Origin of the sequence: Cellulomonas sp. ES6, assembly GCF_030053835.1 — a bacterium.
Lineage (GTDB): Bacteria > Actinomycetota > Actinomycetes > Actinomycetales > Cellulomonadaceae > Cellulomonas.
On sequence record NZ_CP125655.1, the window covers coordinates 1,807,667 to 1,832,168 of the forward strand.

Below are 24,502 nucleotides of genomic sequence, written 5' to 3' on the forward strand. Positions count from 1 at the left end.
TCGTCCACGCCTCCCGCGCCCCGGGAGGGCGGGTCCGATCCGGGGCGCCACCGTCCGGCGCGCCCCGCGGGAACGCTACCGGCTGGATTCACAGAAGTGAACACCAGTCACACCGTTCACACGAGTCACATCGGCGTGGTTCGGGACGAACCGGACACCCCGGGGGCACAATCACCCGCTCGGAGCACGCAGGCGCCTCACCAGCGGCATCACGGGACGGGCGGCGGCCCCGCCGCACGGCCCCCGCATCCACCACGCGGACGCCTGTCTCGGAGTGTGAGACACCTGTTCCGCAGGCGCCCCGCCGCTCCGTACTGTGGCGCCATGTCCCGCCGAATGTGTCGCTGACCAGCGCACGCTCGGCTGTGCCCGCAGACCGGTCCACCGGCCCGCGGCCCCGGCTCCCCCGCTGACGCGACACCGACCGTCGCACCGGGGCAGCCGCACACCGGCACCCCCGGCCCGGACCCTCTCCTGGCACGACGCGCGTGCGCCGCCGTCCCCCGCCCCACCAGCCCACCCAGCCAGGAGCCCCGCCATGAGCCAGCCCCAGTGGTCGTTCGAGACCCGCCAGATCCACGCCGGCCAGACGCCCGACGCCGCCACCGGCGCCCGCGCCCTGCCGATCTACCAGACCACGTCCTACGTCTTCCCCGACGCGGGCGTGGCGGCCGACCGGTTCGCCCTCAAGGACCTCGGCCCGATCTACACCCGCATCGGCAACCCGACGGTCCAGGCCGTCGAGGACCGGATCGCCTCGCTCGAGGGCGGCGTCGGCGCGCTGCTGCTCGCCTCCGGCCAGGCCGCCGAGACCTACGCGATCCTCAACATCGCCGAGGCCGGCAGCCACATCGTCGCCAGCCCGTCCCTGTACGGCGGCACCTACAACCTGCTGCACCACACGCTGCCCCGCTTCGGCATCGAGACGACGTTCGTCACCGACCCGCACGACCCGCAGGCCTGGCGCGACGCCGTGCGCCCGAACACCAAGGCGTTCTACGCCGAGACGGTGCCCAACCCGAAGCAGGACGTGCTCGACATCGAGACCGTCGCCGGCATCGCCCACGACTCCGGCGTCCCCCTCATCGTCGACAACACCGTCGCGACGCCGTACCTGATCCGGCCGCTGGAGTGGGGCGCGGACGTCGTCGTGCACTCCGCCACCAAGTACCTCGGGGGTCACGGGACCGCGATCGGCGGCGTGATCGTCGACGGCGGCACGTTCGACTACGGCACCGACCCGGAGCGCTACCCCTCGTTCAACCAGCCCGACCCGTCGTACGACGGCCTGGTGTTCGCCCGGGACCTCGGCAAGGACGGCGCCTTCGGCGTCAACCTCTCCTACGTCCTGCGCGCGCGGGTCCAGCTGCTGCGCGACCTCGGCGCGGCGATCAGCCCGTTCAACGCGTTCCTCATCGCGCAGGGCCTCGAGACGCTGTCGCTGCGCGTCGAGCGGCACGTCGCGAACGCCCAGAAGGTCGCCGAGTGGCTGGAGGCGCGCGACGACGTGCTCTCCGTGACGTACGCCGGCCTGCCGTCCCACCCCCAGTACGAGCTCGGCCGCAAGTACGGGCCGCGCGGCACGGGCGCGGTGCTGGCGTTCGAGATCGCCGGCGGGGCCGAGGCCGGGCAGGCGTTCGTCTCCGCGCTGGAGCTCCACTCCAACGTCGCGAACATCGGCGACGTGCGCTCGCTCGTCATCCACCCCGCGTCGACCACCCACAGCCAGCTCACGCCCGAGGAGCAGGCGCTGTCCGGCGTCACGCCGGGCCTGGTCCGGCTCGCCGTCGGCCTGGAGGGGATCGAGGACATCCTCGCCGACCTCGACGCCGGGTTCCGCGCCGCCAAGGGGGCCTGAGCACCGCCGTGACCTCCGCCACCACCCGTCCGACGGGCGCCGTGACCCCCACGGCGCCCGTCGGCGCGCCCGCGTCAGGACGGTCCGACGTGCCCGAGCACCGCACCACCCGCCAGCCCCGCCGCCGCGCCCTGCCCGACGGCCCGCCGCGCGCGTCGTCCGCCTGGCGCGAGGGGGACCCCGTCGGCCGGCGGCAGTTCGCCGACCTCGGCCCGCTCGACCTCGAGGCCGGCGGCCGCCTGCCGGGCGTCCGGCTCGCGTACGAGACCTGGGGCACCCTCGCGCCCGACGGCTCGAACGCGGTGCTCGTGCTGCACGCCCTGACCGGCGACTCGCACGTGACGGGCCCGGCCGGGCCGGGCCACCCGACCCCGGGCTGGTGGTCGACGCTCGTGGGCCCCGGGGCGCCGATCGACACGGACCGCTGGTTCGTCGTCGCGCCGAACGTCCTCGGCGGCTGCCAGGGCAGCACCGGGCCGGCCACCGCGGCCCCGGACGGCCGGCCGTGGGGCAGCCGGTTCCCGCACCTGACGGTCCGGGACCAGGTGGCCGCGGAGGTCCGGCTCGCCGACGCGCTCGGCGTCGGGTCGTGGGCGCTCGTCGTCGGCGCCTCGATGGGCGGCCAGCGCGCGCTCGAGTGGGCCGTCACCGCGCCGTCCCGGGTGCGGGGGCTCGCCGCGATCGCGACGACCGCGCAGACCTCCGGCGACCAGATCGCCTCGTTCCACACCCAGCTCGCGGCGCTCGCCGCCGACCCGCGGTTCCGCGGCGGGGACTACTACGACGCGCCCGACGGGGAGGGGCCGCACGTGGGTCTCGGCCTCGCGCGGCAGATCGCCCACCAGACGTACCGCAGCGCCACCGAGCTCGACCAGCGCTTCGGCCGGATCCCGCAGGGCGGCGAGGAGCCGCTCGAGGGCGGGCGGTTCGCGGTGCAGTCCTACCTCGACCACCACGGCGACAAGCTCGCCCGCCGGTTCGACGCGAACACGTACGCGGTGCTGACGCGCTCGATGATCACGCACGACCTCGGCCGCGACCGCGGCGGCGTCGAGGCGGCGCTCGCGACCGTCACCGCCCGCACGCTCGTCGTCGCCGTGGACTCCGACCGGCTGTTCCTGCCCGAGCAGTCCGCCCGCATCGCCGCCGGCATCCCCGGCTCCGGCCCGGTCCGCACGCTGCACACCCCGTACGGCCACGACGGGTTCCTCATCGAGCACGACCAGCTCGGCCCGCTCGTGCGCGCGCACCTGGAGGGCTGAGCCGGCGACGCACCGGCCGTGGCACCCTGTGCCCATGGCAGCCACCAGGACCGGGGACGTCACCGAGCGCGAGGCCGTGCTGCGCCGGCAGTGGGACACGCTGCGCGCCTGGGTCGGGGACGTGGTCGCGGCCGGCGACGGCGGCGCCCCGAGCATCCTCGACGGCTGGACGGTCGCGGACCTCGTCGCGCACCTCGGCCGGGCGATGGGCGCGCTGACCGCCTGCGAGCCCGCGCCCCCGGGGACCGTCCCGCTGACGCTCGGCGAGTACCTCGGCACGTACGCGGGCCGCGCCGCGGACATCGACCGGGTCACGCGCGAGCTCGCCGCGCAGATCGCCGACGACCCGCTGCGGCACGTCGACGACCTCGTGCGCCAGGCCTTGCGCCACGTCGCCGACCTCGGCCCCGCCGACCAGGTGGTGCAGGCGCGCCGGGGACCCGTGCTGCTGTCCACCATGCTCACGTCCCGGATCACCGAGCTCGTGGTGCACGCGGACGACCTCCAGCGGTCCCTCGCACGCACCCGGGGCGCCGCGCCGGGTTCGCGCGCCGAGCTCGGCGACGGCGTCGGGCCGCTCCCCGGCGTGCCCGGAGGTCTGGGACCGGCCGGCGGCCTCGGCGACGGCGTCACCTCCGGGGGGCCGCTCGACGGCGACGCCCTCGACCTCGTCGCGCAGGAGCTCCTGGCCATCGTGCGCGCCCGCGGCGGCTGGGACCTGGAAGTGGTGCGCCCGCTGACCTGGGTGCGCCTCGCGGCCGGCCGGGTCCCGTACGACGTGGACGTGCTCGCGTCCGCCCTCGCGCCGCGGTTCCCCTCGGACGCGGTCCCGGACCTGGGACGCATGCTCCCGCTGCTCTGACCCCCCCCGCACCCGCTCCCGCACGCCCGGACCCGCGCACGCACGGTCCGGACCCGCGCACGCACGGCCCGCGCGCCCGCCCAGCCCAGCCCCGCCCAGCCCAGCCCCCGGCCACGCTCGCCGAGAAGCCAGGACACGCCGAGCGGCCCCGCGGATCCCGGGCGTGTCCTGGCTTCTCGGGCGCCCGGGCGGCCGGACCGGGCGGGATCGCGCCCGCGCGGGCCCGCGCGCGTGGTTAGGTTGGGGGCGTGCTCGCTGCCTACGTCAACCGGTTCGCGCCCGAGGAGCCGCTCGCCGGCCTGGTCGTCGGGGACCTGCCCGCACCGGAGCCCCGCACGCACTGGACCACGGTGGACGTCCGGGCGGCCGCGCTCAACCAGCACGACCTGTGGTCGCTGCGCGGCGTCGGGCTGCGGGCCGAGCAGCTGCCGATGGTGCTCGGCACCGACGCGGCGGGCGTGACGGCGGACGGCCGCGAGGTCGTGGTGCACGCGGTGGTCGGCGGCGACTCCGGCCACGGCGTCGGGCCCGACGAGCCCCGCTCCCTGCTGTCCGAGCGCTACCCCGGGACCCTCGCCGAGCAGGTCGCGGTCCCCACCTGGAACCTCGTGCCGAAGCCCGCGGAGCTGTCCTGGGCCGAGGCCGCGTGCGTGCCCACGGCGTGGCTGACCGCGTACCGGATGCTGTTCCGCACCGGTGGCGCCCAGCCCGGCCAGCGCGTGCTCGTGCAGGGCGCCGGGGGCGGCGTCGCGACGGCCGCGGTCCGGCTGGCGTCCGCCGCGGGGCTGGAGGTCTGGGTGACGAGCCGCGACGCCTCCCGGCGCGAGCGGGCGCTGACGCTCGGCGCCGCCGGGGCCGTGGCGCCCGGGGAGCGGCTGCCCGTCCGCGTCGACCTCGTGATCGAGACCGTCGGCGCGGCGACCTGGTCGCACTCGGTCCGCTCGGTGCGTCCCGGCGGGACGATCGTGGTGGCCGGCGCGACCACCGGGGACCCCGCGGCGATGGAGATCCAGCGGCTGTTCTTCCTGGAGATCGCGGTGCTCGGCGCCACCATGGGCTCCCGCCTGGACCTCGAGCAGCTGCTGGGGTTCCTCGCCCGCACCGGCATCCGGCCCGTCGTGGACTCGACCGTCCCGCTGGCCCGGGTCGGCGAGGGGCTGGCACGCTTGGCACGCGGCGAGCAGTTCGGGAAGGTCGTCGCGGAGGTCTGAGGCACCGGGCCGCGCGCCCACGACGGAGGAGGGCGCATGGCGGGTCGCTGGCAGCCGGACGTCCTGGGCGACGGCTACCGCGTGCGGACCCTGGAGCTCGCGCCCGACGACGAGGGCGAGGTCGTCGCCAGCCTCGTGCGGTACGCGCCCCCGACGCCGGAGCCGGTGCGCCCGTCCCGTGCGGTGCTGTACCTGCACGGGTGGTCCGACTACTTCTTCCAGACCGGGCTCGCGGAGTTCTGGCACGCGCAGGGCGCCGCGTTCTACGCCCTCGACCTGCGCAAGTACGGCCGCAGCCTGCGCCCGCACCAGACGCCCGGCTACGTCGACGACCTGCGGACCTACGACGAGGACATCGAGGTCGCCCTGGAGCAGGTGCACCGCGACCTCGGCCGGTTCGCGCGCGTGATGCTCATGGGCCACTCGACGGGCGGTCTCATCAGCGTCCTGTGGGCGAACCGGCACCCGGGCCGGTTCCACGGCCTCGTCCTCAACAGCCCGTGGCTGGAGCTCCAGGGCGCGGCCGTCGCCCGGCACGTCAGCGCCCCCGCGATCGCGCGCCTGGCGCGCCTGCAGCCCAAGGCACCGCTGCCGAACATCGACCCCGGGTACTACGCACGCACGCTGCGGAGCGCCGACGGGGGCGAGTGGACGTACGAGGACGCGTGGCGCCCGGCCCGGTCGTTCCCCGTCCGGCCGGGGTGGCTCGCGGCGATCCTCGACGGTCACGCGGAGGTCGCGCGGGGGCTGCACATCCGGCGGCCGGTGCTGATGCTCGCGTCGGACCGCACGGTCATCAGCCCGCGGTGGAGCGAGGACATGCGCGCCGCCGACGTGGTGCTCGACGTGGAGCTGCTGGCGCGGCGCGCCGTCCAGCTCGGGCCGGTCGTGTCCGTGGTGCGGATCGCCGGCGGGCTGCACGACCTCACGCTGTCACCGGCCCCGGTCCGGGCGCGGCTGTACGCCGAGATCAGCCGGTGGACGGCGGCCTACGGCTGGTCCTGACCGCCGCGCGCGTCAGCGGACGCCGACCGCCTCGCCCAGCGTGGGGCCGTCCTCGCCGAACCGCCAGACGCGCCAGCCGTCCGTCGGGGACTCGAGGTCGGCCGCGACCGTCGCCGCGTCGTCCGGGTCGGCGTGCACGCTGCCACCCGGCAGCTCGATGAGGCCGTCGGCGCGCAGCGTCGCGGTGAGGCGCTGGCCGCGGCGCACGCGGTGCCACACGAGCTCCAGCGCCGAACGCTCGGCGGCCGCGAGCGCGGCGAGCTCGGGCAGCGGGCGGTGGTCGACCTCGCCGCGGTGCTGCGGTCCCCCGTCCGGCGGCACGGGCGGCATGAGCGTGGTCTCGTCGCTGCGCGGCGACGACGGTGCGGGCCGGGGCGTCGGCGGGCCGGCGGGCGCCGGGGCGGCCGGGGCGGTGGCGTCCCGCTGCGCGTCGGGCTCCCCCGCGGCGGCGTGCCGTCGCGGACCGGGGCCGTCGGCGGCGTCGGTACCGTCGGCGGCGACGGACGGGGTCGGCGCGGCGTCGGCCGGCGCCGGGACCACCGGGGTGGGGTCCGTGACCGCGGCCGACGGCGGCGGCGCGACCTGCACCGCGCCGGTGCGCGGGCCGGGCTCCACCGCGCGCCGGACGCCCGCGGTGGACGAGCGCAGCGGCGACACGTCGACGTAGCGACGGCCGCCCGGCCCCTGGGTCACGCCCATCCGCAGCACCTCGACGTGCAGGCCGGCGGTGACGAAGTCGACGGCGTCCAGCAGCCCGCCGGTCACGTCCGCGCACACGACGACGAGGCGCACGCCCGCCGCGGTGTCGCGGCTCGCGAGGATCGGGGAGCGGTCGCGGAACACGGCGAGGTCGGCCTCGAACGACTCCGCGCCGCCGGCGTACATCCGCGCGAGGTCCGACCGGCTCAGGCGCGCGGCGCCGCCCGCGTGCCGCAGCGCGCGCACCAGCGCCGCCTCGTCGAGCAGCTGCACGACCTCGACGACGACGGGGCGCGCGGAGGCGTCGAGCGCCAGCAGGTGCGGGCCGCCGGGGCCGCCCTCGCGCACGGGGAGCACCTGCTCGCCCAGCAGCGCGGAGACGTGGTCGGTGACGAGGGCCGAGGAGTCGGCGTCGAACGAGTCGGAGCGGGGTCGCATCGGCTGGACGAGACTGCTGCGGCCGCCGTCGAGCTCGAAGATCGCCATCAGTACGCTGCTTCCCTTCCTGCGTCCGCCGTCCCGCCGCACCGCGGCGCGGACCTCGCGGCCGGCGCCCCTCGCCGGTGCCCGCGGACGCGCTCCACCGCACGGCAGTCTGTCATCCCCCGGGCGTCACCCGGCCCGGGAACCACCCATCTGCACGACATGTCCACGCGGGCCGGCGGCACCTCGGCGCACCGCCCGCCCCGTCACGACCGAAGACGTTCCTCCAGCCGCTCGACCTTGCCCGTCAGCTCGCCGGTGCGGCCGGGCCGGATGTCGGCCTTCAGCACCAGGCTCACCCGCCCGCCGTGCCGACCGACCGCCTCCGTGGCGCGGCGCACGACGTCCATGCACTCGTCCCACTCGCCCTCGACCGTCGTGAACATCGCGTCCGTGCGGTTCGGGAGCCCGGACTCGCGCACCACGCGCACGGCGTCGGCGACGGCCTCGGTCACGGACTCGCCGGAGCCGAGCGGGGAGACGGAGAACGCCACGAGCATGCCTCCCACCCTGGTGCAGGACCCCGGCCCGCGTCCACCCCCCGGACGGCTGCACCGCACCACCCATCCGCCGCCGCGTCCGCTCCGAACCACGGGTGCGTGCGGACCTGCGCGCACCGTCAGCGGGGACGCAACCCCGGGAGGAGACAGATCACATGAGCCAGTCGGCCAACCGCCTCGTCGGCGGCATCTTCGGCGCGGTCTACCTGCTCGTCGGCATCGCGGGCTTCTTCGTCAGCTCCGGGGCGGCGTTCGCCGGCACCGAGGGCGGGACGCTGATCCTGTTCGAGGTGAACCCCCTGCACAACATCGTGCACCTCGGCATCGGCGCCGTCCTGCTGGGCGCCGCGGCGGCCTCCACGCGCGCCGCGAGGACCGCCAACACCACGGTGGGCGGCGTCTACCTGCTCGTGGGCCTGCTCGGGCTGTTCCTCGTCGGGTCGTCCGCGAACATCCTGGCGCTGAACGGCGCCGACAACGTGCTCCACTTCGCCAGCGCCGTCCTGCTGCTGGGCGTGGGGCTCGGCGCGGACCGCACCGCCGAGGCGGGGACCACGGCCCGCCGCGCGGCGTGACCGCCCGCCGGCCGGCCGCGCCCCGGGCGGCCGGCGGAGCGCCCGCCCGCGCGGAGGGCGCCCTGGCGCTCACCGCGCGGGCGTGGGCGGCGACCGCGGCCCTGGGCCTCGGCCTGGTCGCCTGCGGCACGGGCGCCGGCCACCTGGCGCACCACCTCCCGGTCGGGGTCGCGCTGACCGGGCTCGGCCTCGCGGCGCTGGGGTGGTCGCTCGCGGCGCTCCGCGGGCCGGCCCCGGCGCCCCGCGCGGCGCTCGGCGCCCTGCTCGCCGCGGGGCCCCTGGTGCTGCTGAGCGCCCCCGCCACGGGCCGCGCCCCGACGCTCGCGGAGGGCGCCGCCCTCGTCCTGGCGCTGGCCGGCGCGGTGCTGCTCGGTCTCGCCGAGCGCGTGGCCTCCGCGCCGCGCCGACCCGAGCGCCGCCCGGGACCGCTCGGGCAGCTCGCCGCCCTCGCGACCGGCTCGGTGCTGGTCGCCCTCGTCACCATCCCGGGGCTCGCGGCCACCGAGGCCGGCGAGCACGCCGTCCCGCACGGCCGGCACGGGCAGCAGGGCCCGCACGACGGTCACAGCCTGCCTGCCGAGCAGCCGCACCACTGAGCCGCCCGGCCCGGCGCCGCTCGCTCGCGCCGCACGGACCGCCCGACGCCGCAGGCCCGGCTCCCCTCAGCGGGGAACCGGGCCTGCGGTCGCGGTGGGGACGGGCGTCAGGCCGCGTCGTCCTCCGAGGTGAGGTTCCGGGTCTTGTTCTGGTCGAGCAGGATCCCGGGGCCGTTCGTGGTCGAGACGGTCGCCTTGGTGATGTAGCGGCCCTTCGACGCGGACGGCTTCAGACGCAGGATCTCCTCCAGCGCCGCGGCGTAGTTCTCCACCAGCGCGGTGTCCGAGAAGGACGTCTTGCCGATGATGAAGTGCAGGTTCGCGTGCTTGTCGACGCGGAACTCGATCTTGCCGCCCTTGATGTCGGCGACGGCCTTCGCGACGTCCATGGTCACGGTGCCGGTCTTCGGGTTCGGCATGAGGCCACGCGGACCGAGCACCTTGCCGAGGCGGCCGACCTTGCCCATGAGGTCCGGGGTCGCGACCGCGGAGTCGAAGTCGGTGTACCCGGCCGCGACCTTCTCGATCAGCTCGTCGCCGCCGACCTCGTCCGCACCGGCGGCGCGGGCCTGCTCGGCACGCTCGCCGTTCGCGAAGACGATGACGCGGGCCGTCTTGCCGGTGCCGTGCGGCAGGTTGACGGTGCCGCGCACCATCTGGTCCGCCTTGCGGGGGTCGACACCGAGGCGCATCGCGACCTCGACGGTGGCGTCGTACGACGTGGTCGACGTCTCCTGGGCCAGGCGGATCGCCTGGAGGGGGGCGTAGAGGGTGCCCGGCTCGATCTTCTCGGCCGCGGCGCGGTACGCCTTGCTGTGCTTCGCCATCTGCTCTGTCTCCTTGTCAGCAGTCGTGGTCGTCGGGCCGCACAGGGCCCTGCCACTGGGGTGCCCGCCCCGGACGTCCCGGGGCGGGCGGGTGGTGCGTGAGGGTCAGCCCTCGACCTTGATGCCCATGGAGCGGGCGGTGCCGGCGATGATCTTCTCGGCGGCGGCCAGGTCGTTGGCGTTGAGGTCCTCGAGCTTGGTCTGGGCGATCTCGCGGACCTGGTCCGCGGTCAGCGTCGCGACCTTGACGGTGTGCGGCGTGGGCGAGCCCTTCGCGACACCGGCGGCCTTCTTGATGAGCTCGGCGGCCGGCGGCGTCTTCGTGATGAAGGTGAACGAGCGGTCCTCGTACACCGTGATCTCGACGGGGATGACGTTGCCGCGCTGCGACTCGGTCGCCGCGTTGTACGCCTTGCAGAACTCCATGATGTTCACGCCGTGCTGACCGAGCGCGGGGCCGATCGGCGGCGCGGGGGTGGCCGCACCGGCGTTGATCTGGAGCTTGATGAGGCCGGTGACCTTCTTCTTCGGGGGCATGAGCCACCCTTTCTTCTCTCGTGGGCCGACGCCGTGGGCGATGACCCGGTTGCAGTGCCGTCGTGCTCCCGGCGGGGCCGGGCGGCGGTCAGATCTTGGCGACCTGGCTGAACGACAGCTCGACCGGGGTCTCCCGGCCGAAGATGGACACGAGGACCTTGAGCTTCTGGTTCTCGGGGCTGATCTCGGAGATCGTGGCCGGCAGCGTGTCGAACGGGCCGTCGGTGACGGTGACCGACTCGCCGACGGAGAAGTCGACCTCGATCGCGGCGGCGGCCTTCTGCTGCGGGGCGGCGGCCGGGGCCTTCGCCTCGATCGTCGGCGCCAGCATGGAGAACACCTCGTCGAGCGTCAGCGGCACCGGCTGGTGGGTGTGGCCCACGAAGCCCGTGACGCCGGGGGTGTGCCGCACGGCGCCCCACGACTCGTCGGTGAGGTCCATGCGGACGAGGACGTAGCCGGGGATCCGGACGCGGCGCACGACCTTGCGCTGCGCGTTCTTGATCTCCACGACCTCCTCCATGGGGACCTCCACCTGGTAGATGAAGTCCTCCATGTTGAGGCTCTGCGTGCGGTTCTCGAGGTTGGTCTTCACCCGGTTCTCGTACCCCGCGTACGAGTGGATGACGTACCAGTCGCCGGGCTGCGAGCGGAGCTGCGCCTTGAAGGCCGCGACCGGGTCCTCGTCGACGTCGGGCTCGTCGTCGACGGGCTCGTCCGCGACGGGCTCGTCGTCCTCCGTCCCGGCGGTCTCGGGCTCGTCCCCGGCCTCGTCGCTCACGTCGGCTGGCTCGTCCGAGCCCGCCGCGGGGGCCTCGACCGCCTCGACCGACGCGAGGGCGTCGTCGAGCTCGGACTCGGCGGCACCCGGACCGGGCTGCTGCGATTCCTGCGACACGTGCGAACCTGCTTTCTGCTGCGGACGATGGTGCTGAGGTGTCGAGCGCCCGGGCGGGGCGCCGCGGAGGCTCAGCCCCCGAAGATCCAGCGCGTGGCCTGGCCGATGCCCAGGTCGACGACCGTCACGAACGCCATGACCACCGCGACGAACACCAGCACGACGGTCGTGTACGTGACGAGCTCGGACCGGGTGGGGCGGACGACCTTCTTGAGCTCCGCGACGACCTGGCGGACGAACAGCGCGATCCGGGCGAACAGGCCCCGGCGCTTCTCCGGACGGGCGGGCTTGCCGGCACCGGTCCGCTCGGCGGGCTCGCCCGCGCCGGACGCCGCCACGGGTGCCGAGTCGCTCACCTGTTCGTTCCCCTACGTCTCGCGACGCCGGCCGTCGCCGGTCGCCTCTTGTCGTCCACCGGCCCGCTGGGGTCGGCGGTCCGTGACCACAAACGCAGGGCAGGCGAGACTCGAACTCACAACCGCCGGTTTTGGAGACCGGTGCGCTACCAATTGCGCCACTGCCCTACGGCGGCGTCCCTCCGCCACGACGGCACCGCCCCCGTGGGCACGGCTCATCATGGCGGGCGTCAACCACCGAGGGACAACTGTACGCGACGGTCGGCCCGGGGTCGAACCGCGCCCCGTCGGGCCGCTCGACCCGCTCCGCCGCAGGTCTGCGAGGATGGGACCCGTGAGCGCGCACGCCGACCAGCCCGCCCCGTCCGCCCCCTCGCCCCGCCGCGTCTCCGCGCGCGTCGGCGGCATCGCCGAGTCCGCCACGCTCGCCGTGGACGCGAAGGCCAAGGCGCTCAAGGCCGCCGGCCGGCCCGTCATCGGCTTCGGCGCCGGCGAGCCCGACTTCCCGACGCCGGACTACATCGTCGAGGCCGCCGTCGCCGCCGCGCGCGACGCCGCCAACCACCGGTACTCGCCCGCGGGCGGGCTGCCCGTGCTCAAGGAGGCGATCGCGGCCAAGACGCTGCGCGACTCCGGCTACGAGATCTCGCCGGCCGACGTCCTGGTGACCAACGGCGGCAAGCAGGCGGTCTACGAGGCGTTCGCGACGCTGCTCGACCCGGGCGACGAGGTGCTGCTGCCCGCCCCGTACTGGACGACGTACCCCGAGGCGGTGCAGCTGGCCGGCGGCGTCCCCGTCGAGGTGTTCGCCGGGGTCGAGCAGGGCTACCGGGTCACCGTCGAGCAGCTCGAGGCCGCGCGCACCCCGCGCACGAAGGTGCTGCTGTTCTGCTCGCCGTCCAACCCCACCGGTGCGGTGTACACGCCGGAGGAGACCGCCGAGATCGGCCGCTGGGCGCTCGAGCACGGCATCTGGGTCGTCACCGACGAGATCTACGAGCACCTCACGTACGACGGCGCGGTCGCCACGCCGGTGCTGCGCGTCGTGCCGGAGCTCGCCGACACCACCGTGGTGCTCAACGGCGTCGCGAAGACCTACGCGATGACGGGCTGGCGCGTGGGGTGGCTGGTCGGCCCCTCGGACGTCGTGAAGGCCGCGACGAACCTGCAGTCCCACCTGACGTCGAACGTGGCGAACGTGTCCCAGCGGGCCGCCGTCGCCGCGCTCACCGGGGACCTGTCGGCGGTCGCGGCGATGCGGGAGGCGTTCGACCGGCGCCGCCGCACGATGGTCGCGATGCTCGGCGAGATCGACGGCGTGCGGATCCCGGCGCCGCAGGGCGCGTTCTACGCGTACCCGGACGTGCAGGGGCTGCTCGGGCGGACGTTCCGCGGCGTGACGCCCACGACCTCGGCGGAGCTCGCCGCGCTGCTGCTCGACCAGGCCGAGGTCGCCGTCGTGCCCGGCGAGGCGTTCGGGCCCAGCGGGTACCTGCGCCTGTCGTACGCGCTCGGGGACGCGGACCTGGCCGAGGGCGTCGGCCGCATCCAGGCGCTGCTCGCCGAGGGCTGACGCCGGCGTCCACCGGTCGGTGGACGCCGGGTCCCGTCCGCCGGTCGTCGCGGCGGCGTGCGCCGGCGCGGGACGCTGGCGGCATGACGACAGACGACCTCGCGGTCCGGGTGACCGGGCTGCAGAAGCGGTACGGCGACAAGCGGGCCGTCGACGGGCTGGACCTCACCGTCGCCCGCGGCGAGATCGTCGCGGTGCTCGGGCCGAACGGCGCCGGCAAGACCACCACCGTCGAGATCCTCGAGGGCTACCGGCACCGCGACGCCGGCGACGTGCGCGTGCTCGGCGCCGACCCGCAGACCGCCGGCCGGGAGTGGCGCGCGCGCATCGGGATCGTGCTCCAGCCGACGAACGACCTGGCGGAGGCCACGGTCGGCGAGCTGGTGCACCACTTCGCCCGGTACTACCCCGACCCGCGGGACCCCGAGGAGGTCATCGACGCGGTCGGCCTGCGCGAGAAGGTCCGCACCCGCAGCCGCCAGCTCTCGGGCGGGCAGCGGCGCCGGCTCGACGTCGCCCTGGGGATCGTCGGCCGGCCCGAGCTGCTGTTCCTCGACGAGCCCACCACCGGGTTCGACCCCGAGGCGCGGCACGCGTTCTGGGACCTCATCGCCGGCCTGCGGGACGGCGGCACCACCATCGTCCTCACCACGCACTACCTGGAGGAGGCCGAGCACCTGGCCGACCGGGTGGCGGTCGTCCGCGCGGGGCGGGTCGTCGCGGTCGACACCCCGGCGGAGCTGGGCGGGCGCTCCGCGCGCGAGGCCGTCGTCCGGTGGGTCGAGGGCGGCGTGCCCCGCGAGGAGCGGACCGGCTCGCCGACCGGGCTGGTCACCGCGCTGGCCCACCGCCTGGGCGGCGAGGTCCCGGGGCTCCAGGTCACGCGCCCCACGCTCGAGGACGTCTACCTGGGCCTCATCGCCGACGACGCGTCCACCACCCCGGCGGCCGCGGCCGCCCCCACCCCGACGGAGGTCCTGCGATGAGCGCGCCCACCCTGGACCGGCCGGCCGCCCCGCGGCTGCCCGGCACGCTGCAGCTCGGGTACGAGCGCGCCCGCTACGAGGTCCGCGGGTTCTTCCGCGAGCGGGACGCGGTGATCTTCATCTTCGCGTACCCGATCATCATGCTGGCGATCTTCGCGACGGTGTTCGGGCAGGACGGGGCGGAGGTCGCGGACGGCGTGCCCTTCGCCCAGTACTTCCTGCCGGGGATGATCGCCACCGGCGTCCTGCTCTCGTCGTTCCAGTCGCTGGCGGTCTCGATCCCCGTGGAGCGCGACGAGGCCGGGCTCAAGCGGCTCGGCGGCACCCCGCTGCCGCCCGCGGCGTACTTCCTCGGCAAGGTCGGCCAGGTGCTGGTCACGTCGGTGGTGCAGGTGGGCCTGCTGCTCGCCGTCGCGGCGCTGCTGTTCGACGTCGACATGCCGGGCACCTCCGCCCTGTGGGCCACGTTCGCGTGGGTGTTCCTGCTGGGGGCCGCCTCCGGCGCGGTGTGCGGCGTGGGGTTCTCGTCGATCCCCCGCTCGGGCCGGTCCGCGAGCGCCGTCGTGACGCCCGTCGTGCTGGTGCTGCAGTTCATCTCCGGGGTGTTCTTCACGTTCTACGACCTGCCGTCGTGGATGCAGAACCTGGCGTCGGTGTTCCCGCTCAAGTGGATGGCGCAGGGCATGCGCTCGGTGTTCCTGCCGGACAGCGCACGCGCCCTCGAGCCCTCCGGCGAGTGGCAGCACGGGGCGATCGCCGCGGTGCTGGTCGCGTGGCTCGTGGTCGGCCTCGTGGTGGGCGCCCGCACGTTCCGGTGGCGTCGGCGTGACGACGGCTGACCTGCGCCACACTGGGCCGGTGAGCAGCCCGCAGGAGCCGGCGGCCGGGGGCGTGCCCCCGGTCACCGGCGGCGCGCCCGGGTGGTTCCTGGACGACGACACGGGTCGCGGGCCGGGCGCCGGGGCGTCGGCGGGGCGGGCCCGCGCCGTCCGCACGCGGCTGCCCGCCGGCGCCGGGTCGGCCGAGCGGCACGAGTTCTGGCGGCGGGCGCTCGCCGGCTGGGACGCCGCGTTCTACGCCCTGCTGGCGATCAGCGCCGTCTCGATGCTGGCCGTCGACGGCACGCTGCCCCCGCGGCCCGGCACCGCGGCGGCCATCGGCGGGCTGGCGGTGCTGCTGGCGGCCTACCTGCTGCTCGGCCGGCGTGGCGCGCTGCGGGGGGACGCCCGGCTCACGCGCGTCTACGTGGTGGTGCTCATCGCGGTCGTCGCGCTGGCGAGCGGGGTCAACCCGATCGGGTCGATCCTGCTGTTCATCGGGTTCTCGCAGGTCTGGTTCTTCTCGGGCAGCCTGCGCGAGGGCGTGCTCGCGTCCGTCGTCCTCACGGTCGCCACGAGCGCGGCGATGGCCGTCGCCGAGCGCGCGACCGGCCGGGACCTGCTGTCGCTGACCGGCCAGATGGCGATCGGGCTCATCTTCTCGCTCGCGCTCGGGCTGTGGATCACCCGGGTCGCCGAGCAGTCGGAGGAGCGGGCGGCCCTCATCGAGCAGCTCGAGGCCGCGCAGGCGGAGCTGGCCGCCAGCCACCACGCCGCTGGGGTGCTCGCCGAGCGGGAGCGCGTCGCGCAGGAGATCCACGACACGCTGGCGCAGGGCTTCACGAGCGTCGTCATGCTCGCGCAGACGGCGCAGGCGCAGCTCGAGGTCGGCCAGCAGCCGCAGGCCGCGGACCGCCTCGCGCAGATCGAGCAGGTCGCGCGGGACAACCTCGCGGAGGCGCGGGCGCTGGTGGCCGCCTTCGGGCCCGCCGCGCTGGCGGACGCCACGCTCGGCGAGGCGCTGGAGCGGCTGGCGGAGCGGTTCCGCGCCGAGACGGGCGTGCGGGTGGACGTCACGCTGGCGGACGTCGGGCCGGCCGGGCGGGACACGGAGGTCGTGCTGCTGCGCGCCGCTCAGGAGGCGCTCGCGAACGTCCGCCGGCACGCCGGGGCCCGCCGCGTGCTGCTGCGCCTCGCGGGTGGCGACGGCTCCGTGACGCTCGAGGTGCTCGACGACGGTCGCGGGCTGGCCCCGGGCACGGCGGAGGGCGTCGGGCTGCGTGGCATGCGGGACCGGGTGACCTCCGGCGGCGGCACGCTCGACGTCGCCGGCGAGCCGGGGCACGGCACGCGGGTACGGCTCGCGCTGCCGCTGGCGGCGGGGGCACCCACGGGCGGGACGCGGGCGGGGACACCGCACCACGACGGGACGGGACCGACGGACGAGGACGGGACGACGTGACGACGGTGCGGGTGCTGCTGGCCGACGACCACCCGGTGGTGCGCTCGGGACTGGCCGGGCTGCTGGCCGTGGAGCCGGACATCGAGGTGGTCGGCGAGGTCGCGGACGGCGCCGCGGCGGTGCGGGCGGCGGGCGAGCTGCGGCCCGACCTCGTGCTCATGGACCTGCGGATGCCGGTGCTGGACGGCGCGGCCGCGACCGCCCGCATCGTCGCGGAGCTGCCCGGCGTCCGGGTCCTGGTGCTGACGACGTACGAGACCGACGCCGACATCCTGCGCGCGGTCGAGGCGGGGGCGACCGGCTACCTGCTCAAGGACACCCCGCGGGAGCAGCTCGTCGCCGGGGTGCGCGCCGCCGCCCGCGGGGAGTCGGCGCTGTCGCCGTCCGTCGCGTCGCGGCTCGTGCAGCAGGTGCGCGGCGAGTCCGACCGGCTGACGGCCCGCGAGCTCGAGGTGCTGGGCCGGGTGGCGCAAGGCCTGTCGAACGCCGCCATCGGACGCGAGCTGTTCATCGCGGAGGCCACCGTGAAGACGCACCTGCTGCGCGCGTTCGGCAAGCTCGGCGTCGACGACCGCACGGCGGCGGTCACGGTCGCGATGCAGCGGGGGCTGCTGCCGGCGCCGTGAGCCGGACGCGCCGGGCGCGCCGGGGTCCGGGCGGGTCACGGCGCGGTCCGGGCGGGTCGCGGTCGTGACCGCCGCGCGCATCGGGCAGACTCGCCGGGTGCGAGACCTGGCCCTCCTGCCCAAGGCCCACCTGCACCTGCACTTCACCGGGTCCATGCGGGTCGCCACCCTCGCCGACCTCGCCGCCCACCGCGGGGTCCGGCTCCCGGCCACGCTGCTGGACGGCGAGGGGCTGCGGGTGCCCGCGGACGAGCGCGGGTGGTTCCGGTTCCAGCGCCTGTACGACGCGGCGCGCGCCTGCGTGCGCGGCGAGGACGACCTGCGGCGCATCGTGCGCGAGGCCGCCGCGGACGACGCCGCAGAGGGCTCCGGCCGCCTGGAGATCCAGGTCGACCCCACGTCGTACGCGCCCCCGGTCGGCGGCATCACCCCGGCGCTGGAGATCGTGCTGGACGAGGCCCGCCTCGCCTCGCGGGACCTCGGCCTGGAGGTCGGGGTCGTCGTCGCGGCGTCGCGGATGCGGCACCCCCTGGACGCGCGGACGCTCGCGCGGCTCGCCGCCCGGTACGCCGGGGACGGGCCGGGCGAGGTCGTCGGGTTCGGGCTGAGCAACGACGAGCGGCGCGGCGACACGTCCGAGTTCGCGCCCGCGTTCTCGATCGCGCGCCGGGCGGGCCTGGCCTCCGTGCCGCACGGCGGCGAGCTGCTCGGCCCCCCGCACGTCGAGGACGTCCTCGAGGCGCTGGCGCCGGACCGCCTGGGGCACGGCGTGCGCTCCGCCGAGGATGGCGCGCTGCTGCGCCGCATCGTCGACCGCGGCATCGCGCTGGAGGTGTGCCCCGCGTCGAACGTCTCCCTCGGCGTCTACCGCGAGCCGGCGCACGTCCCGCTGCGGGAGCTGGTGTCCGCCGGGGCGACGGTGGCGCTCGGGGCGGACGACCCGCTGCTGTTCGGGTCGCGCCTGGTCGAGCAGTACCGGACGGCGCGGGAGGTGCACGGGTTCTCCGACGCCGAGCTCGCCGACCTGGCGCGGGCGTCGGTCCGGGCCAGCCGGGCGTCGGACGGCACGAAGACCCGGCTGCTCGCGGGCGTGGACGCGTGGCTGGCGGCGGAGCCGGGGCCGGGGGCGGGGGCTGTTCGCGGCTGAGCCTGCCGCGCCGCCCCCTGGCTGGGCGTTCGGATCCGAACGGGCAGGCTCGCCGGGCGCGTCGGTGCGAACGGATCCGAAGGGCCCGGGTGAACGCCGGGGCGCCCTCAGAGGTCGGTGCCCACCACCACCGGCTCGGGCTCCAGCACGATGCCGAACCGCTGCGCCACGCCGTCCCGCACGGTCCGCGCCAGCGCGAGCACGTCCCCGGCGTTGGCCCCGCCGCGGTTCGTCACCGCGAGCGTGTGCTTGGTGGACAGCGCGGCCGGGCCGGGCAGGCCGTAGCCCTTCGCGAAGCCGGACTGCTCGATGAGCCAGGCGGCGCTGGTCTTCACCAGGCCGTCGCCGGCCGGGTAGCGCGGCGCGTCCTCGGGCAGGTCGGCGGCGTCCTCGGCCGTGAGCACGGGGTTGGTGAAGAACGAGCCCGCGGACCGCGTGTCGGGGTCGGCCGGGTCGAGCACCATGCCCTTGCGCCCGCGGAGCGCGAGCACCGCCTCGCGGACGTCCGGCAGCGGCGCGCGCTCCCCGACGGCGATGCCGAGCTCGCGGGCCAGCTCGCCGTACGCGATCGGCTCGGAGAGGTCGGCGACGCGGAGCTGGAACGTCACGTCGAGCACCACGTAGCGGGGCGTCGGGTACCAGGGGGCGTCCGGGTCGGCGGCGTCGGGCAGCGCGCGCATGGAGCGCTTGAGCAGCGACGTGCGGTAGCCGAACTGCAGGTCGACCAGCGGCAGGGTCCGCACGCGGGCGCGCGAGCGGTCCCAGACGCGCACGGTCGCGACGGTCTGGGACACCTCCTGCCCGTACGCGCCGACGTTCTGCACCGGCGTCGCGCCGGTGGAGCCCGGGATGCCGGAGAGCGCCTCGATGCCCTTGAGCCGGTGCGACGCGGCGTGCGCGACGACGTCGTCCCACGGGGTGCCGGCGACGACGGACACGGTGACGCCCGCGCACGCCGAGTGGTCGGGGGTGGTCAGGTCCCGCCGGCCGTCCCGCACGACGAGCCCGTCGAACCCCGCGTCGGACACGAGCAGGTTCGAGCCGCCCCCGACCACCAGCACGGGGACACCCTCGGCGTCGGCCGTGCGCACCGCCTCGATGAGGTCGGCCTCGGAGGTGGTCTCGACGAACCGGGACACCGGCCCGCCCACGCCGAGGGTGGTGAGCTCCGAGAACGTGGCGGGCTGCAGGACGGTGGTCACGGCACGAGCGTAGGCCGGTCGGTGGGCTCCCGCCGTGCCGGGGCGGCGGCGTTCACGACGAGCAGACCGATGACGATCGGGCCGGCGACCGCGAGCAGCGCGTGCCGGTAACCCACGTGCTCCGCGAGCAGCCCGAGCAGCGGCGGCCCCGCGAGGAACGCCGTGTAGCCGATGGTCGAGACCACGCTCACGCGCGCGGCGGCCCGCAGCGGGTCGTCGCTCGCGGCGCTCATGCCGACGGGGAACCCGAGCGCCGCGCCCATGCCCCACAGCACCGCGCCGAGCACCGCGAGCCACAGCATGGTGTCCGGCACCAGCCCGAACACGAGCAGGCCCACCAGCCCGAGCGCCGCGCACAGCCGCAGCACGGCCACCCGGCCGAACCGGTCGAGGAGGCCGGTGCCGAGGAACCGCATCAGCGTCATCGCGGCCACGAACACCCCGAACGACAGCGCGCCGATCTCGTCCGAGCGCCCGAACCCGTCGACCACGGCGAGGCTCAGCCAGTCGTTGCCGGCGCCCTCGGTGAGCGCCGCGGCGAGCACAACGAGCCCGATGAGCAGCGTCCGCGGCTCGAGCCAGGCCGAGAACACCGACGTCCGCCCGGCGCCGTGCGCGCCCTCGCCGTCCGGCGCGGCGTCGTGCCCGGCGGGGAGGAACGAGCGCACGGCGACGACGACCGCGACCGACGACAGGGCGACCGCGACCAGCACGTGCAGGTGCACCGGGACGTCCGCGCGGGCGGCGAGCGCGGCGATCCCCGCGGCCGCGACCGTGCCGACCGAGAACCCCGCGTGGTAGCGCGGCATCACGGTCCGGCCCAGGCGCTGCTCGACGACGGCCCCCTCGAGGTTCATCGCCGCGTCCCACACCCCCGTGCCGACGCCGTAGACCACCAGGCCCGCGCCGGCCAGGACGACCTCCCCGGCGGAGGCACCGACGGCCGCCGTCGCCAGGCCCGTGGCGTTGAGCAGCGCGAAGACGAGGACGGTGCGCGCCGCACCGATCCGCGTCACGACGAGGCCGGACAGCGGCAGGGCGACGAGCGAGCCGAACGAGCCGACGAGCAGCAGCAGGCCCATCTGGTTCGCCGAGAGGTCCAGCCCGTCCCGCACGGCGGGCAGCCGCGCGGCCCAGGTCGAGAAGTTGAAGCCGGACAGCGCGAACACGGTGAACACGGCGACGGAGGCCGCGTTCACGCGCCGGGCGTCGATCGGGGGGTGCTGCGCCATCGCCGTGCTACCTCGCGGGCTCGTGGGTGGGTGGTGCGGTGGGGCGGGCCGGTCGCGGCGTGCGGCGCGCCGGGACCGGCCGGTCAGGCGGGGCGGGCCGGCTCGGGCCGGTGCTCCGGGGTGGCGTCCCGTCGGACGCTACCGGAGGGGACGCAGGCCGCGGGCTCCTGCGCCGGCTCGTGCGGAGCCGCGGGGACGGGCGCGGCGGTCGCCGGGGTCAGGGCCGCCGCGGCCGGCGTGCTCGCGCCCGGCGGGTCGACCGGGGTCGCGGCGGGCGGCCCGTCCGGGCGCCGGACGGTGCGGGCGAGCAGGATCGTCGTCGCCATCGCCGCCGTGATGAGCAGCAGCGCGTGCCGCGGCCCGACGACCTCCGCCGCCAGCCCCAGCAGCGGGGGCGCCGCGAGCGAGGCGGTCGAGGAGAACGCCGAGACCACCGCGACGCGGCCGGCCGCGCGCAGCGGGTCGTCGGAGGCCGCCGCGATGCCGAGGGGGACGGTCAGCGCCGCGCCGAAGCCCCACGCCAGCACGCCGGCCACCGCGAGGGGCAGCGACGGCGCGAACCCGAACAGCAGGAGCCCGGCCAGCGAGACGAGACCCGACGCGCGCAGCACGCGCACGCGACCGAACCGGTCGATGAGCCGGGTGCCGAGCAACCGGACCGCGGTCATCGCGCCGACGAACGCGCCGAACACCGCGGCGCCGACGGCCTCGGCCTGCCCGAACCCGTCCACGACGGCCAGCGCGAGCCAGTCGTTCGCGGAGCCCTCCGAGAGCGCCGCGGACATGATGACGACGCCGACGAGCAGCGTCCGCGGCTCCCGCCACGCCCCGAGCGCCGACCCGGGCCGGGCGCTCCGCCGGACCCGGGCGGCGCGCAGGCGACCGGCGAGCCCGGCCTCACGCGGTCCGGCGCCCGCGAGCAGCGCCTCCCGGGCGGCGCGCGCGGCGGCACGGTCGGGCGGCAGGGACTCGATGACCGCGCCGGGGATCGACAGCAGGCGCCACACCGTCCCGACCACCGCCGTGGCGGTGAGCTGGACCACGATCGGCACGCCGGCCGCCGCGCAGAGCGCCCCGATCCCGGAGCCGACCACCGCGCCGATGGAGAAGGCCGCGTGGAACTGCGGGAGCACCGTGCGGCCCATGCGCCGCTCGACGGCGGCCGTCTCGACGTTCAGCGGCACGTTGCCGAGCGCGAAGGCGACGCCGGACAGGAAGATGCCGGCGGTCAGCACCGGCACCGAGCCGACGGTCGGCCCCAGCCCGATGAGCACGTAGGCCGCGGCGAACGCCGCCGTGGACACGTACAGCACCAGCCGGCCGCCGTACCGCGTGACGAGGAGGCCGGCCACCGACACGGTCACCAGCGACCCGACCGACCCGGCGATGAGGATGCCGCCGAGCTCCGCCGGGCTCATCCCGAGGGCGTCCCGGACGGACGGGATCCGCGCCAGCCACCCGGAGAACATCACGCCGACGAGGCCGAACAGCCCGAGCAGCAGCACCCGCGCGCGCTGCACGTCGGGGTCGACGGGCGCGACGGGGCGGCGGGTGGCGCCCGGGCGGCGGCCCGCCGAGGACGGCGACCCCGGGCGGGGACGGCGGTTGGCGGGTCGCAGGGAGACGCGGCCGGTGCGGGCGCGCGGCTGGCTCACGGCAGCTCCTGGTCGGGGACGGGCGGGGTGCGGAACGACTCGGTCGAATCGATTCGATCCCGGGCCGCGAGCGGCGGTCGAATCGATGCGAGGGAGAGCTCAAGTCTGCGGGTACGCTGACGGCGGCGTCAACCGTGATGCCTGCCACCGCCCCCGACCCGGGAGAAGCACCGGTGTCCCAGCGACCGACCCTGGCCGACGTGGCGTCCGCCGCCGGCGTCTCGGTCTCCACCGCCTCCCTGGCGTTCTCCGGAGCCGGCCCCATCGCCGACGCGACGCGCACCCGCGTGCTCGAGGCCGCCGCCGGGCTCGGCTACTCCGGGCCGAACCCGCTCGGGCGGCAGCTGCGCAGCGGACGCTCCGGCATCGTGGGCGTCGTCGTGGGCGACACGCTCCGCCGCTCGTTCCGCGACCCCGTGTCCGTGCAGCTGCTCGACGGGCTCGTCGACACGATCGGGCCGCTCGGGCTCGGCGTGCTGCTGGTGCCCGGGCCCACCGCCCCCGACGCCCGCGCGGTCGACCCCCTGATCGAGACGGCGGCGGTGGACGTCGCCGTCATGCTGTGGGGCGGCACGCTCGACGACCCCACCCTCGAGGCCCTGCGCCGGCGCGGCATCCCGGCGGTCGTCGTCGAGGGCCAGGACCTGCCCGGCGTCGTGACCGTCGGCATCGACGACCGCGGGGGGATCGCCGACGCGACCCGGCACCTCGTCGGGCTGGGCCACCGGCGCATCGCCGCGGTGACGCTCCCGTTCGGCCCGGAGCGGCGCGCCGCCGTGGCCGACGCCGACCGCATCGCGCAGATCACGTGGACGCTGTCACGGCGGCGCCTCGACGGCATCACCGACGCCGGCGTGACGCCCGCCGTCGTCTACGAGACGCCCGCCTCGCTCGTCGAGCACGGCACCGCGGCCGCGCACGCGCTGCTGTCCGGCCCCGCCGCCACCCGGCCGACCGCCGTCGTCGCGCAGTCCGACCTGCTGGCGTCCGGCGTCGTGCTCGGCGCCCGCGAGCTCGGGCTGCGCGTCCCCGAGGACGTGTCCGTGGCCGGGTTCGACGGGCTCGACCTGCCGTGGCTCGCGCCCGACGTCCTCACCACGGTGGTGCAGCCGATCGCCGAGAAGGGCGCGGCGGTCGGCCGTGCCATCGAGGCGCTGCTCGCCGGACGGACCCCGGCCGACGCCGTGCTGCCCGTCGAGCTGCGGGTGGGCACGACGACGGGGCCGGCCCCGCGGGACTGACGCGGGTCAGCCCAGGCGGACGAGCACCTGCGCCTTGGCGAGCACGCGCGTGCCGCCGGTCGAGACGGTCAGGTCCACGCGCGCGGTGCGGGAGTCCGCGTCCACGGCGCCGACGGTCGCGACCACCTCGACGGTCGCCGCACCGGGGTCCGGGACGGGCACGGGCCGGCTGAACCGCGTCTGGTAGTCGACGACGGCGCCCGGGTCGCCGAGCCAGTCGGAGACGACGCCGACGGCGGCGCCCATCGTCCACATGCCGTGCGCGATGACGCCCGGCAGGCCGACCTCGGTCGCGAACCGCTCGTTCCAGTGGATCGGGTTGAAGTCCCCGGACGCACCGGCGTACCGGACCAGGCGGGAGCGGTCGACGGCGATCTCGCGCCGGCCGACCTCCTGGCCGACCGTCAGCTCCTCGAGCACGGGCAGGGCCATCAGGCGTCCTCCCCCCGCACGGCGAGCGTCGAGGTCACGGTCGCCACCGGCTCGCCGTCGGCGGCGCTGATCACGGCGCGGGTCGTCACCATCGACAGCCCGGCACGCTCCGTGACCGAGTCCACGTGCAGCACCGTCACCAGCCGGTCGCCGGCGTGGATCGGGCGGTGGTGGATGAAGCGCTCGTCCGCGTGCACCACCCGGGTGAAGTCGATGCCCGCACCCGGGTCGGCGATGAGCTGCGCCTCGGCGCGCTGCGCGACCACGACGGCGAACGTCGGCGGCGCGATCACGTCGGGGTACCCGAGTGCTCGCGCCGCGTCGACGTCGGTGTGGGCGGGGTGCGTGGCCCCGACCGCCTCCGCGAACTCGCGGAGCTTCTCGCGGCCGACCTCGTACGCCTCGTTCGGCGGGTACTCGCGTCCCGCGTACTCAGGGTTGACGGCCACGACGGTGCGC

The 24,502-nt window shown here is 76.2% G+C and carries 25 protein-coding genes and 1 tRNA gene; 14 read left to right on the top strand and 12 right to left on the bottom strand.

Going from position 1 to position 24,502, the window contains the following annotated elements:
• Window positions 1-538: 538 nt before the first annotated feature.
• The 5 genes from P9841_RS08530 (at window position 539) to P9841_RS08550 (ending at window position 6,198) form a co-directional block, all read left to right on the top strand.
• Window positions 539-1,858 carry a bifunctional o-acetylhomoserine/o-acetylserine sulfhydrylase gene (locus P9841_RS08530; RefSeq protein WP_283321602.1) on the top strand — a complete coding sequence of 440 codons (1,320 nt, stop codon included), beginning with the start codon at window positions 539-541 and terminating at the stop codon, window positions 1,856-1,858.
• Between the two features lie 89 nt (window positions 1,859-1,947).
• Entirely contained in the window at window positions 1,948-3,120 is a 1,173-nt protein-coding gene (metX, locus tag P9841_RS08535) for a homoserine O-acetyltransferase MetX (protein WP_502848753.1), read from the top strand.
• Window positions 3,121-3,154: 34 nt separating this feature from the next.
• Window positions 3,155-3,982 carry a maleylpyruvate isomerase N-terminal domain-containing protein gene (locus P9841_RS08540; protein WP_283321603.1) on the top strand — a complete coding sequence of 276 codons (828 nt, stop codon included), beginning with the start codon at window positions 3,155-3,157 and terminating at the stop codon, window positions 3,980-3,982.
• A gap of 248 nt (window positions 3,983-4,230) precedes the next feature.
• A complete protein-coding gene (locus P9841_RS08545) occupies window positions 4,231-5,193 on the top strand; it encodes a zinc-binding dehydrogenase (RefSeq protein WP_283321604.1) in 963 nt (320 codons plus the stop codon).
• 36 nt (window positions 5,194-5,229) lie between these two features.
• Window positions 5,230-6,198, top strand: coding sequence for an alpha/beta hydrolase (locus P9841_RS08550; RefSeq protein WP_283321605.1), 969 nt, complete (start codon window positions 5,230-5,232; stop codon window positions 6,196-6,198).
• Window positions 6,199-6,210: 12 nt separating this feature from the next.
• Here P9841_RS08550 and P9841_RS08555 read toward each other — a convergent pair whose 3' ends face one another.
• Window positions 6,211-7,383: a hypothetical protein gene (locus tag P9841_RS08555; protein ID WP_283321606.1), complete on the bottom strand. Its 1,173-nt coding sequence runs from the start codon at window positions 7,381-7,383 to the stop codon at window positions 6,211-6,213.
• 203 nt (window positions 7,384-7,586) lie between these two features.
• Window positions 7,587-7,880, bottom strand: a complete 294-nt coding sequence (locus P9841_RS08560; protein ID WP_283321607.1) for a thiamine-binding protein — start codon at window positions 7,878-7,880, stop codon at window positions 7,587-7,589.
• 155 nt (window positions 7,881-8,035) lie between these two features.
• Between P9841_RS08560 and P9841_RS08565 the strand changes: the two genes are divergently transcribed.
• Both P9841_RS08565 and P9841_RS08570 read left to right on the top strand, forming a co-directional pair.
• The gene (locus P9841_RS08565) at window positions 8,036-8,455 is read left to right on the top strand and encodes a DUF4383 domain-containing protein (protein ID WP_283321608.1); all 420 of its coding nucleotides are present in this window, start codon (window positions 8,036-8,038) and stop codon (window positions 8,453-8,455) included.
• A complete protein-coding gene (locus P9841_RS08570) occupies window positions 8,452-9,051 on the top strand; it encodes a hypothetical protein (RefSeq protein ID WP_283321609.1) in 600 nt (199 codons plus the stop codon). The genes P9841_RS08565 and P9841_RS08570 overlap by 4 nt, the downstream gene beginning before the upstream one ends.
• Window positions 9,052-9,158: 107 nt before the next feature.
• On the opposite strand, the gene rplA is transcribed toward P9841_RS08570, so the two are convergent.
• From rplA to P9841_RS08595, 5 genes are all read right to left on the bottom strand, one after another.
• Entirely contained in the window at window positions 9,159-9,878 is a 720-nt protein-coding gene (gene rplA, locus P9841_RS08575; RefSeq protein ID WP_283321610.1) for a 50S ribosomal protein L1, read from the bottom strand.
• A gap of 105 nt (window positions 9,879-9,983) precedes the next feature.
• Window positions 9,984-10,415 carry a 50S ribosomal protein L11 gene (gene rplK / locus P9841_RS08580; protein ID WP_222171246.1) on the bottom strand — a complete coding sequence of 144 codons (432 nt, stop codon included), beginning with the start codon at window positions 10,413-10,415 and terminating at the stop codon, window positions 9,984-9,986.
• An 88-nt stretch (window positions 10,416-10,503) separates the two neighbouring features.
• Window positions 10,504-11,313, bottom strand: coding sequence for a transcription termination/antitermination protein NusG (nusG, locus tag P9841_RS08585; protein ID WP_283321611.1), 810 nt, complete (start codon window positions 11,311-11,313; stop codon window positions 10,504-10,506).
• Window positions 11,314-11,384: 71 nt separating this feature from the next.
• Window positions 11,385-11,669 carry a preprotein translocase subunit SecE gene (secE, locus tag P9841_RS08590; protein ID WP_222171244.1) on the bottom strand — a complete coding sequence of 95 codons (285 nt, stop codon included), beginning with the start codon at window positions 11,667-11,669 and terminating at the stop codon, window positions 11,385-11,387.
• A 95-nt stretch (window positions 11,670-11,764) separates the two neighbouring features.
• Window positions 11,765-11,837, bottom strand: a tRNA-Trp gene (locus P9841_RS08595).
• A 157-nt stretch (window positions 11,838-11,994) separates the two neighbouring features.
• On the opposite strand from P9841_RS08595, the gene P9841_RS08600 reads away from it, so the two are divergent.
• The 6 genes from P9841_RS08600 (at window position 11,995) to P9841_RS08625 (ending at window position 18,281) form a co-directional block, all read left to right on the top strand.
• Window positions 11,995-13,242 (top strand): pyridoxal phosphate-dependent aminotransferase, encoded by a 1,248-nt coding sequence (locus tag P9841_RS08600; RefSeq protein WP_502848758.1) that lies wholly within the window; start codon window positions 11,995-11,997, stop codon window positions 13,240-13,242.
• Window positions 13,243-13,325: 83 nt separating this feature from the next.
• Entirely contained in the window at window positions 13,326-14,228 is a 903-nt protein-coding gene (locus tag P9841_RS08605; protein ID WP_283321613.1) for an ABC transporter ATP-binding protein, read from the top strand.
• Window positions 14,225-15,067, top strand: a complete 843-nt coding sequence (locus P9841_RS08610; protein ID WP_283321614.1) for an ABC transporter permease — start codon at window positions 14,225-14,227, stop codon at window positions 15,065-15,067. Before P9841_RS08605 ends, P9841_RS08610 begins: the two co-directional genes overlap by 4 nt.
• A gap of 19 nt (window positions 15,068-15,086) precedes the next feature.
• Window positions 15,087-16,508 (top strand): sensor histidine kinase, encoded by a 1,422-nt coding sequence (locus tag P9841_RS08615; protein ID WP_283321615.1) that lies wholly within the window; start codon window positions 15,087-15,089, stop codon window positions 16,506-16,508.
• Complete coding sequence (locus tag P9841_RS08620) at window positions 16,505-17,134, top strand: response regulator (RefSeq protein WP_283321616.1); 630 nt, start codon at window positions 16,505-16,507, stop codon at window positions 17,132-17,134. Before P9841_RS08615 ends, P9841_RS08620 begins: the two co-directional genes overlap by 4 nt.
• Window positions 17,135-17,231: 97 nt before the next feature.
• Window positions 17,232-18,281 (top strand): adenosine deaminase, encoded by a 1,050-nt coding sequence (locus P9841_RS08625; RefSeq protein ID WP_283321617.1) that lies wholly within the window; start codon window positions 17,232-17,234, stop codon window positions 18,279-18,281.
• A 107-nt stretch (window positions 18,282-18,388) separates the two neighbouring features.
• On the opposite strand, the gene P9841_RS08630 is transcribed toward P9841_RS08625, so the two are convergent.
• The 3 genes from P9841_RS08630 to P9841_RS08640 form a co-directional block, all read right to left on the bottom strand.
• Window positions 18,389-19,483, bottom strand: coding sequence for a UDP-N-acetylmuramate dehydrogenase (locus tag P9841_RS08630; protein ID WP_283321618.1), 1,095 nt, complete (start codon window positions 19,481-19,483; stop codon window positions 18,389-18,391).
• Window positions 19,480-20,715 carry an MFS transporter gene (locus P9841_RS08635; RefSeq protein ID WP_283321619.1) on the bottom strand — a complete coding sequence of 412 codons (1,236 nt, stop codon included), beginning with the start codon at window positions 20,713-20,715 and terminating at the stop codon, window positions 19,480-19,482. The genes P9841_RS08630 and P9841_RS08635 overlap by 4 nt, the downstream gene beginning before the upstream one ends.
• Before the next feature lie 83 nt (window positions 20,716-20,798).
• Window positions 20,799-22,370 (bottom strand): MFS transporter, encoded by a 1,572-nt coding sequence (locus P9841_RS08640; protein WP_283321620.1) that lies wholly within the window; start codon window positions 22,368-22,370, stop codon window positions 20,799-20,801.
• Window positions 22,371-22,507: 137 nt separating this feature from the next.
• On the opposite strand from P9841_RS08640, the gene P9841_RS08645 reads away from it, so the two are divergent.
• On the top strand, window positions 22,508-23,611 hold the full coding sequence (locus P9841_RS08645; RefSeq protein WP_283321621.1) for a LacI family DNA-binding transcriptional regulator: 1,104 nt from the start codon (window positions 22,508-22,510) through the stop codon (window positions 23,609-23,611).
• Window positions 23,612-23,617: 6 nt separating this feature from the next.
• Here the strand turns inward: P9841_RS08645 and P9841_RS08650 are convergent, their stop codons facing one another.
• Window positions 23,618-24,043 (bottom strand): MaoC family dehydratase, encoded by a 426-nt coding sequence (locus P9841_RS08650; RefSeq protein ID WP_283321622.1) that lies wholly within the window; start codon window positions 24,041-24,043, stop codon window positions 23,618-23,620.
• Window positions 24,043-24,492 carry a MaoC family dehydratase N-terminal domain-containing protein gene (locus tag P9841_RS08655; protein ID WP_283321623.1) on the bottom strand — a complete coding sequence of 150 codons (450 nt, stop codon included), beginning with the start codon at window positions 24,490-24,492 and terminating at the stop codon, window positions 24,043-24,045. Before P9841_RS08655 ends, P9841_RS08650 begins: the two co-directional genes overlap by 1 nt.
• Window positions 24,493-24,502: the final 10 nt, after the last annotated feature.

What these genes read in the sequence shown, in the direction of transcription:
- P9841_RS08600 (WP_502848758.1), top strand. Translation starts at nt 11,995, where the DNA reads ATGGGACCCGTGAGCGCGCACGCCGACCAGCCCGCCCCGTCCGCCCCC.
- P9841_RS08540 (WP_283321603.1), top strand. Translation starts at nt 3,155, where the DNA reads ATGGCAGCCACCAGGACCGGGGACGTCACCGAGCGCGAGGCCGTGCTG.
- P9841_RS08565 (WP_283321608.1), top strand. Translation starts at nt 8,036, where the DNA reads ATGAGCCAGTCGGCCAACCGCCTCGTCGGCGGCATCTTCGGCGCGGTC.
- P9841_RS08555 (WP_283321606.1), bottom strand. Translation starts at nt 7,383, where the DNA reads ATGGCGATCTTCGAGCTCGACGGCGGCCGCAGCAGTCTCGTCCAGCCG.
- P9841_RS08610 (WP_283321614.1), top strand. Translation starts at nt 14,225, where the DNA reads ATGAGCGCGCCCACCCTGGACCGGCCGGCCGCCCCGCGGCTGCCCGGC.
- P9841_RS08530 (WP_283321602.1), top strand. Translation starts at nt 539, where the DNA reads ATGAGCCAGCCCCAGTGGTCGTTCGAGACCCGCCAGATCCACGCCGGC.
- P9841_RS08650 (WP_283321622.1), bottom strand. Translation starts at nt 24,043, where the DNA reads ATGGCCCTGCCCGTGCTCGAGGAGCTGACGGTCGGCCAGGAGGTCGGC.
- P9841_RS08550 (WP_283321605.1), top strand. Translation starts at nt 5,230, where the DNA reads ATGGCGGGTCGCTGGCAGCCGGACGTCCTGGGCGACGGCTACCGCGTG.
- P9841_RS08605 (WP_283321613.1), top strand. Translation starts at nt 13,326, where the DNA reads ATGACGACAGACGACCTCGCGGTCCGGGTGACCGGGCTGCAGAAGCGG.
- rplK (WP_222171246.1), bottom strand. Translation starts at nt 10,415, where the DNA reads ATGCCCCCGAAGAAGAAGGTCACCGGCCTCATCAAGCTCCAGATCAAC.
- rplA (WP_283321610.1), bottom strand. Translation starts at nt 9,878, where the DNA reads ATGGCGAAGCACAGCAAGGCGTACCGCGCCGCGGCCGAGAAGATCGAG.
- P9841_RS08635 (WP_283321619.1), bottom strand. Translation starts at nt 20,715, where the DNA reads ATGGCGCAGCACCCCCCGATCGACGCCCGGCGCGTGAACGCGGCCTCC.
- P9841_RS08645 (WP_283321621.1), top strand. Translation starts at nt 22,508, where the DNA reads ATGCCTGCCACCGCCCCCGACCCGGGAGAAGCACCGGTGTCCCAGCGA.
- P9841_RS08560 (WP_283321607.1), bottom strand. Translation starts at nt 7,880, where the DNA reads ATGCTCGTGGCGTTCTCCGTCTCCCCGCTCGGCTCCGGCGAGTCCGTG.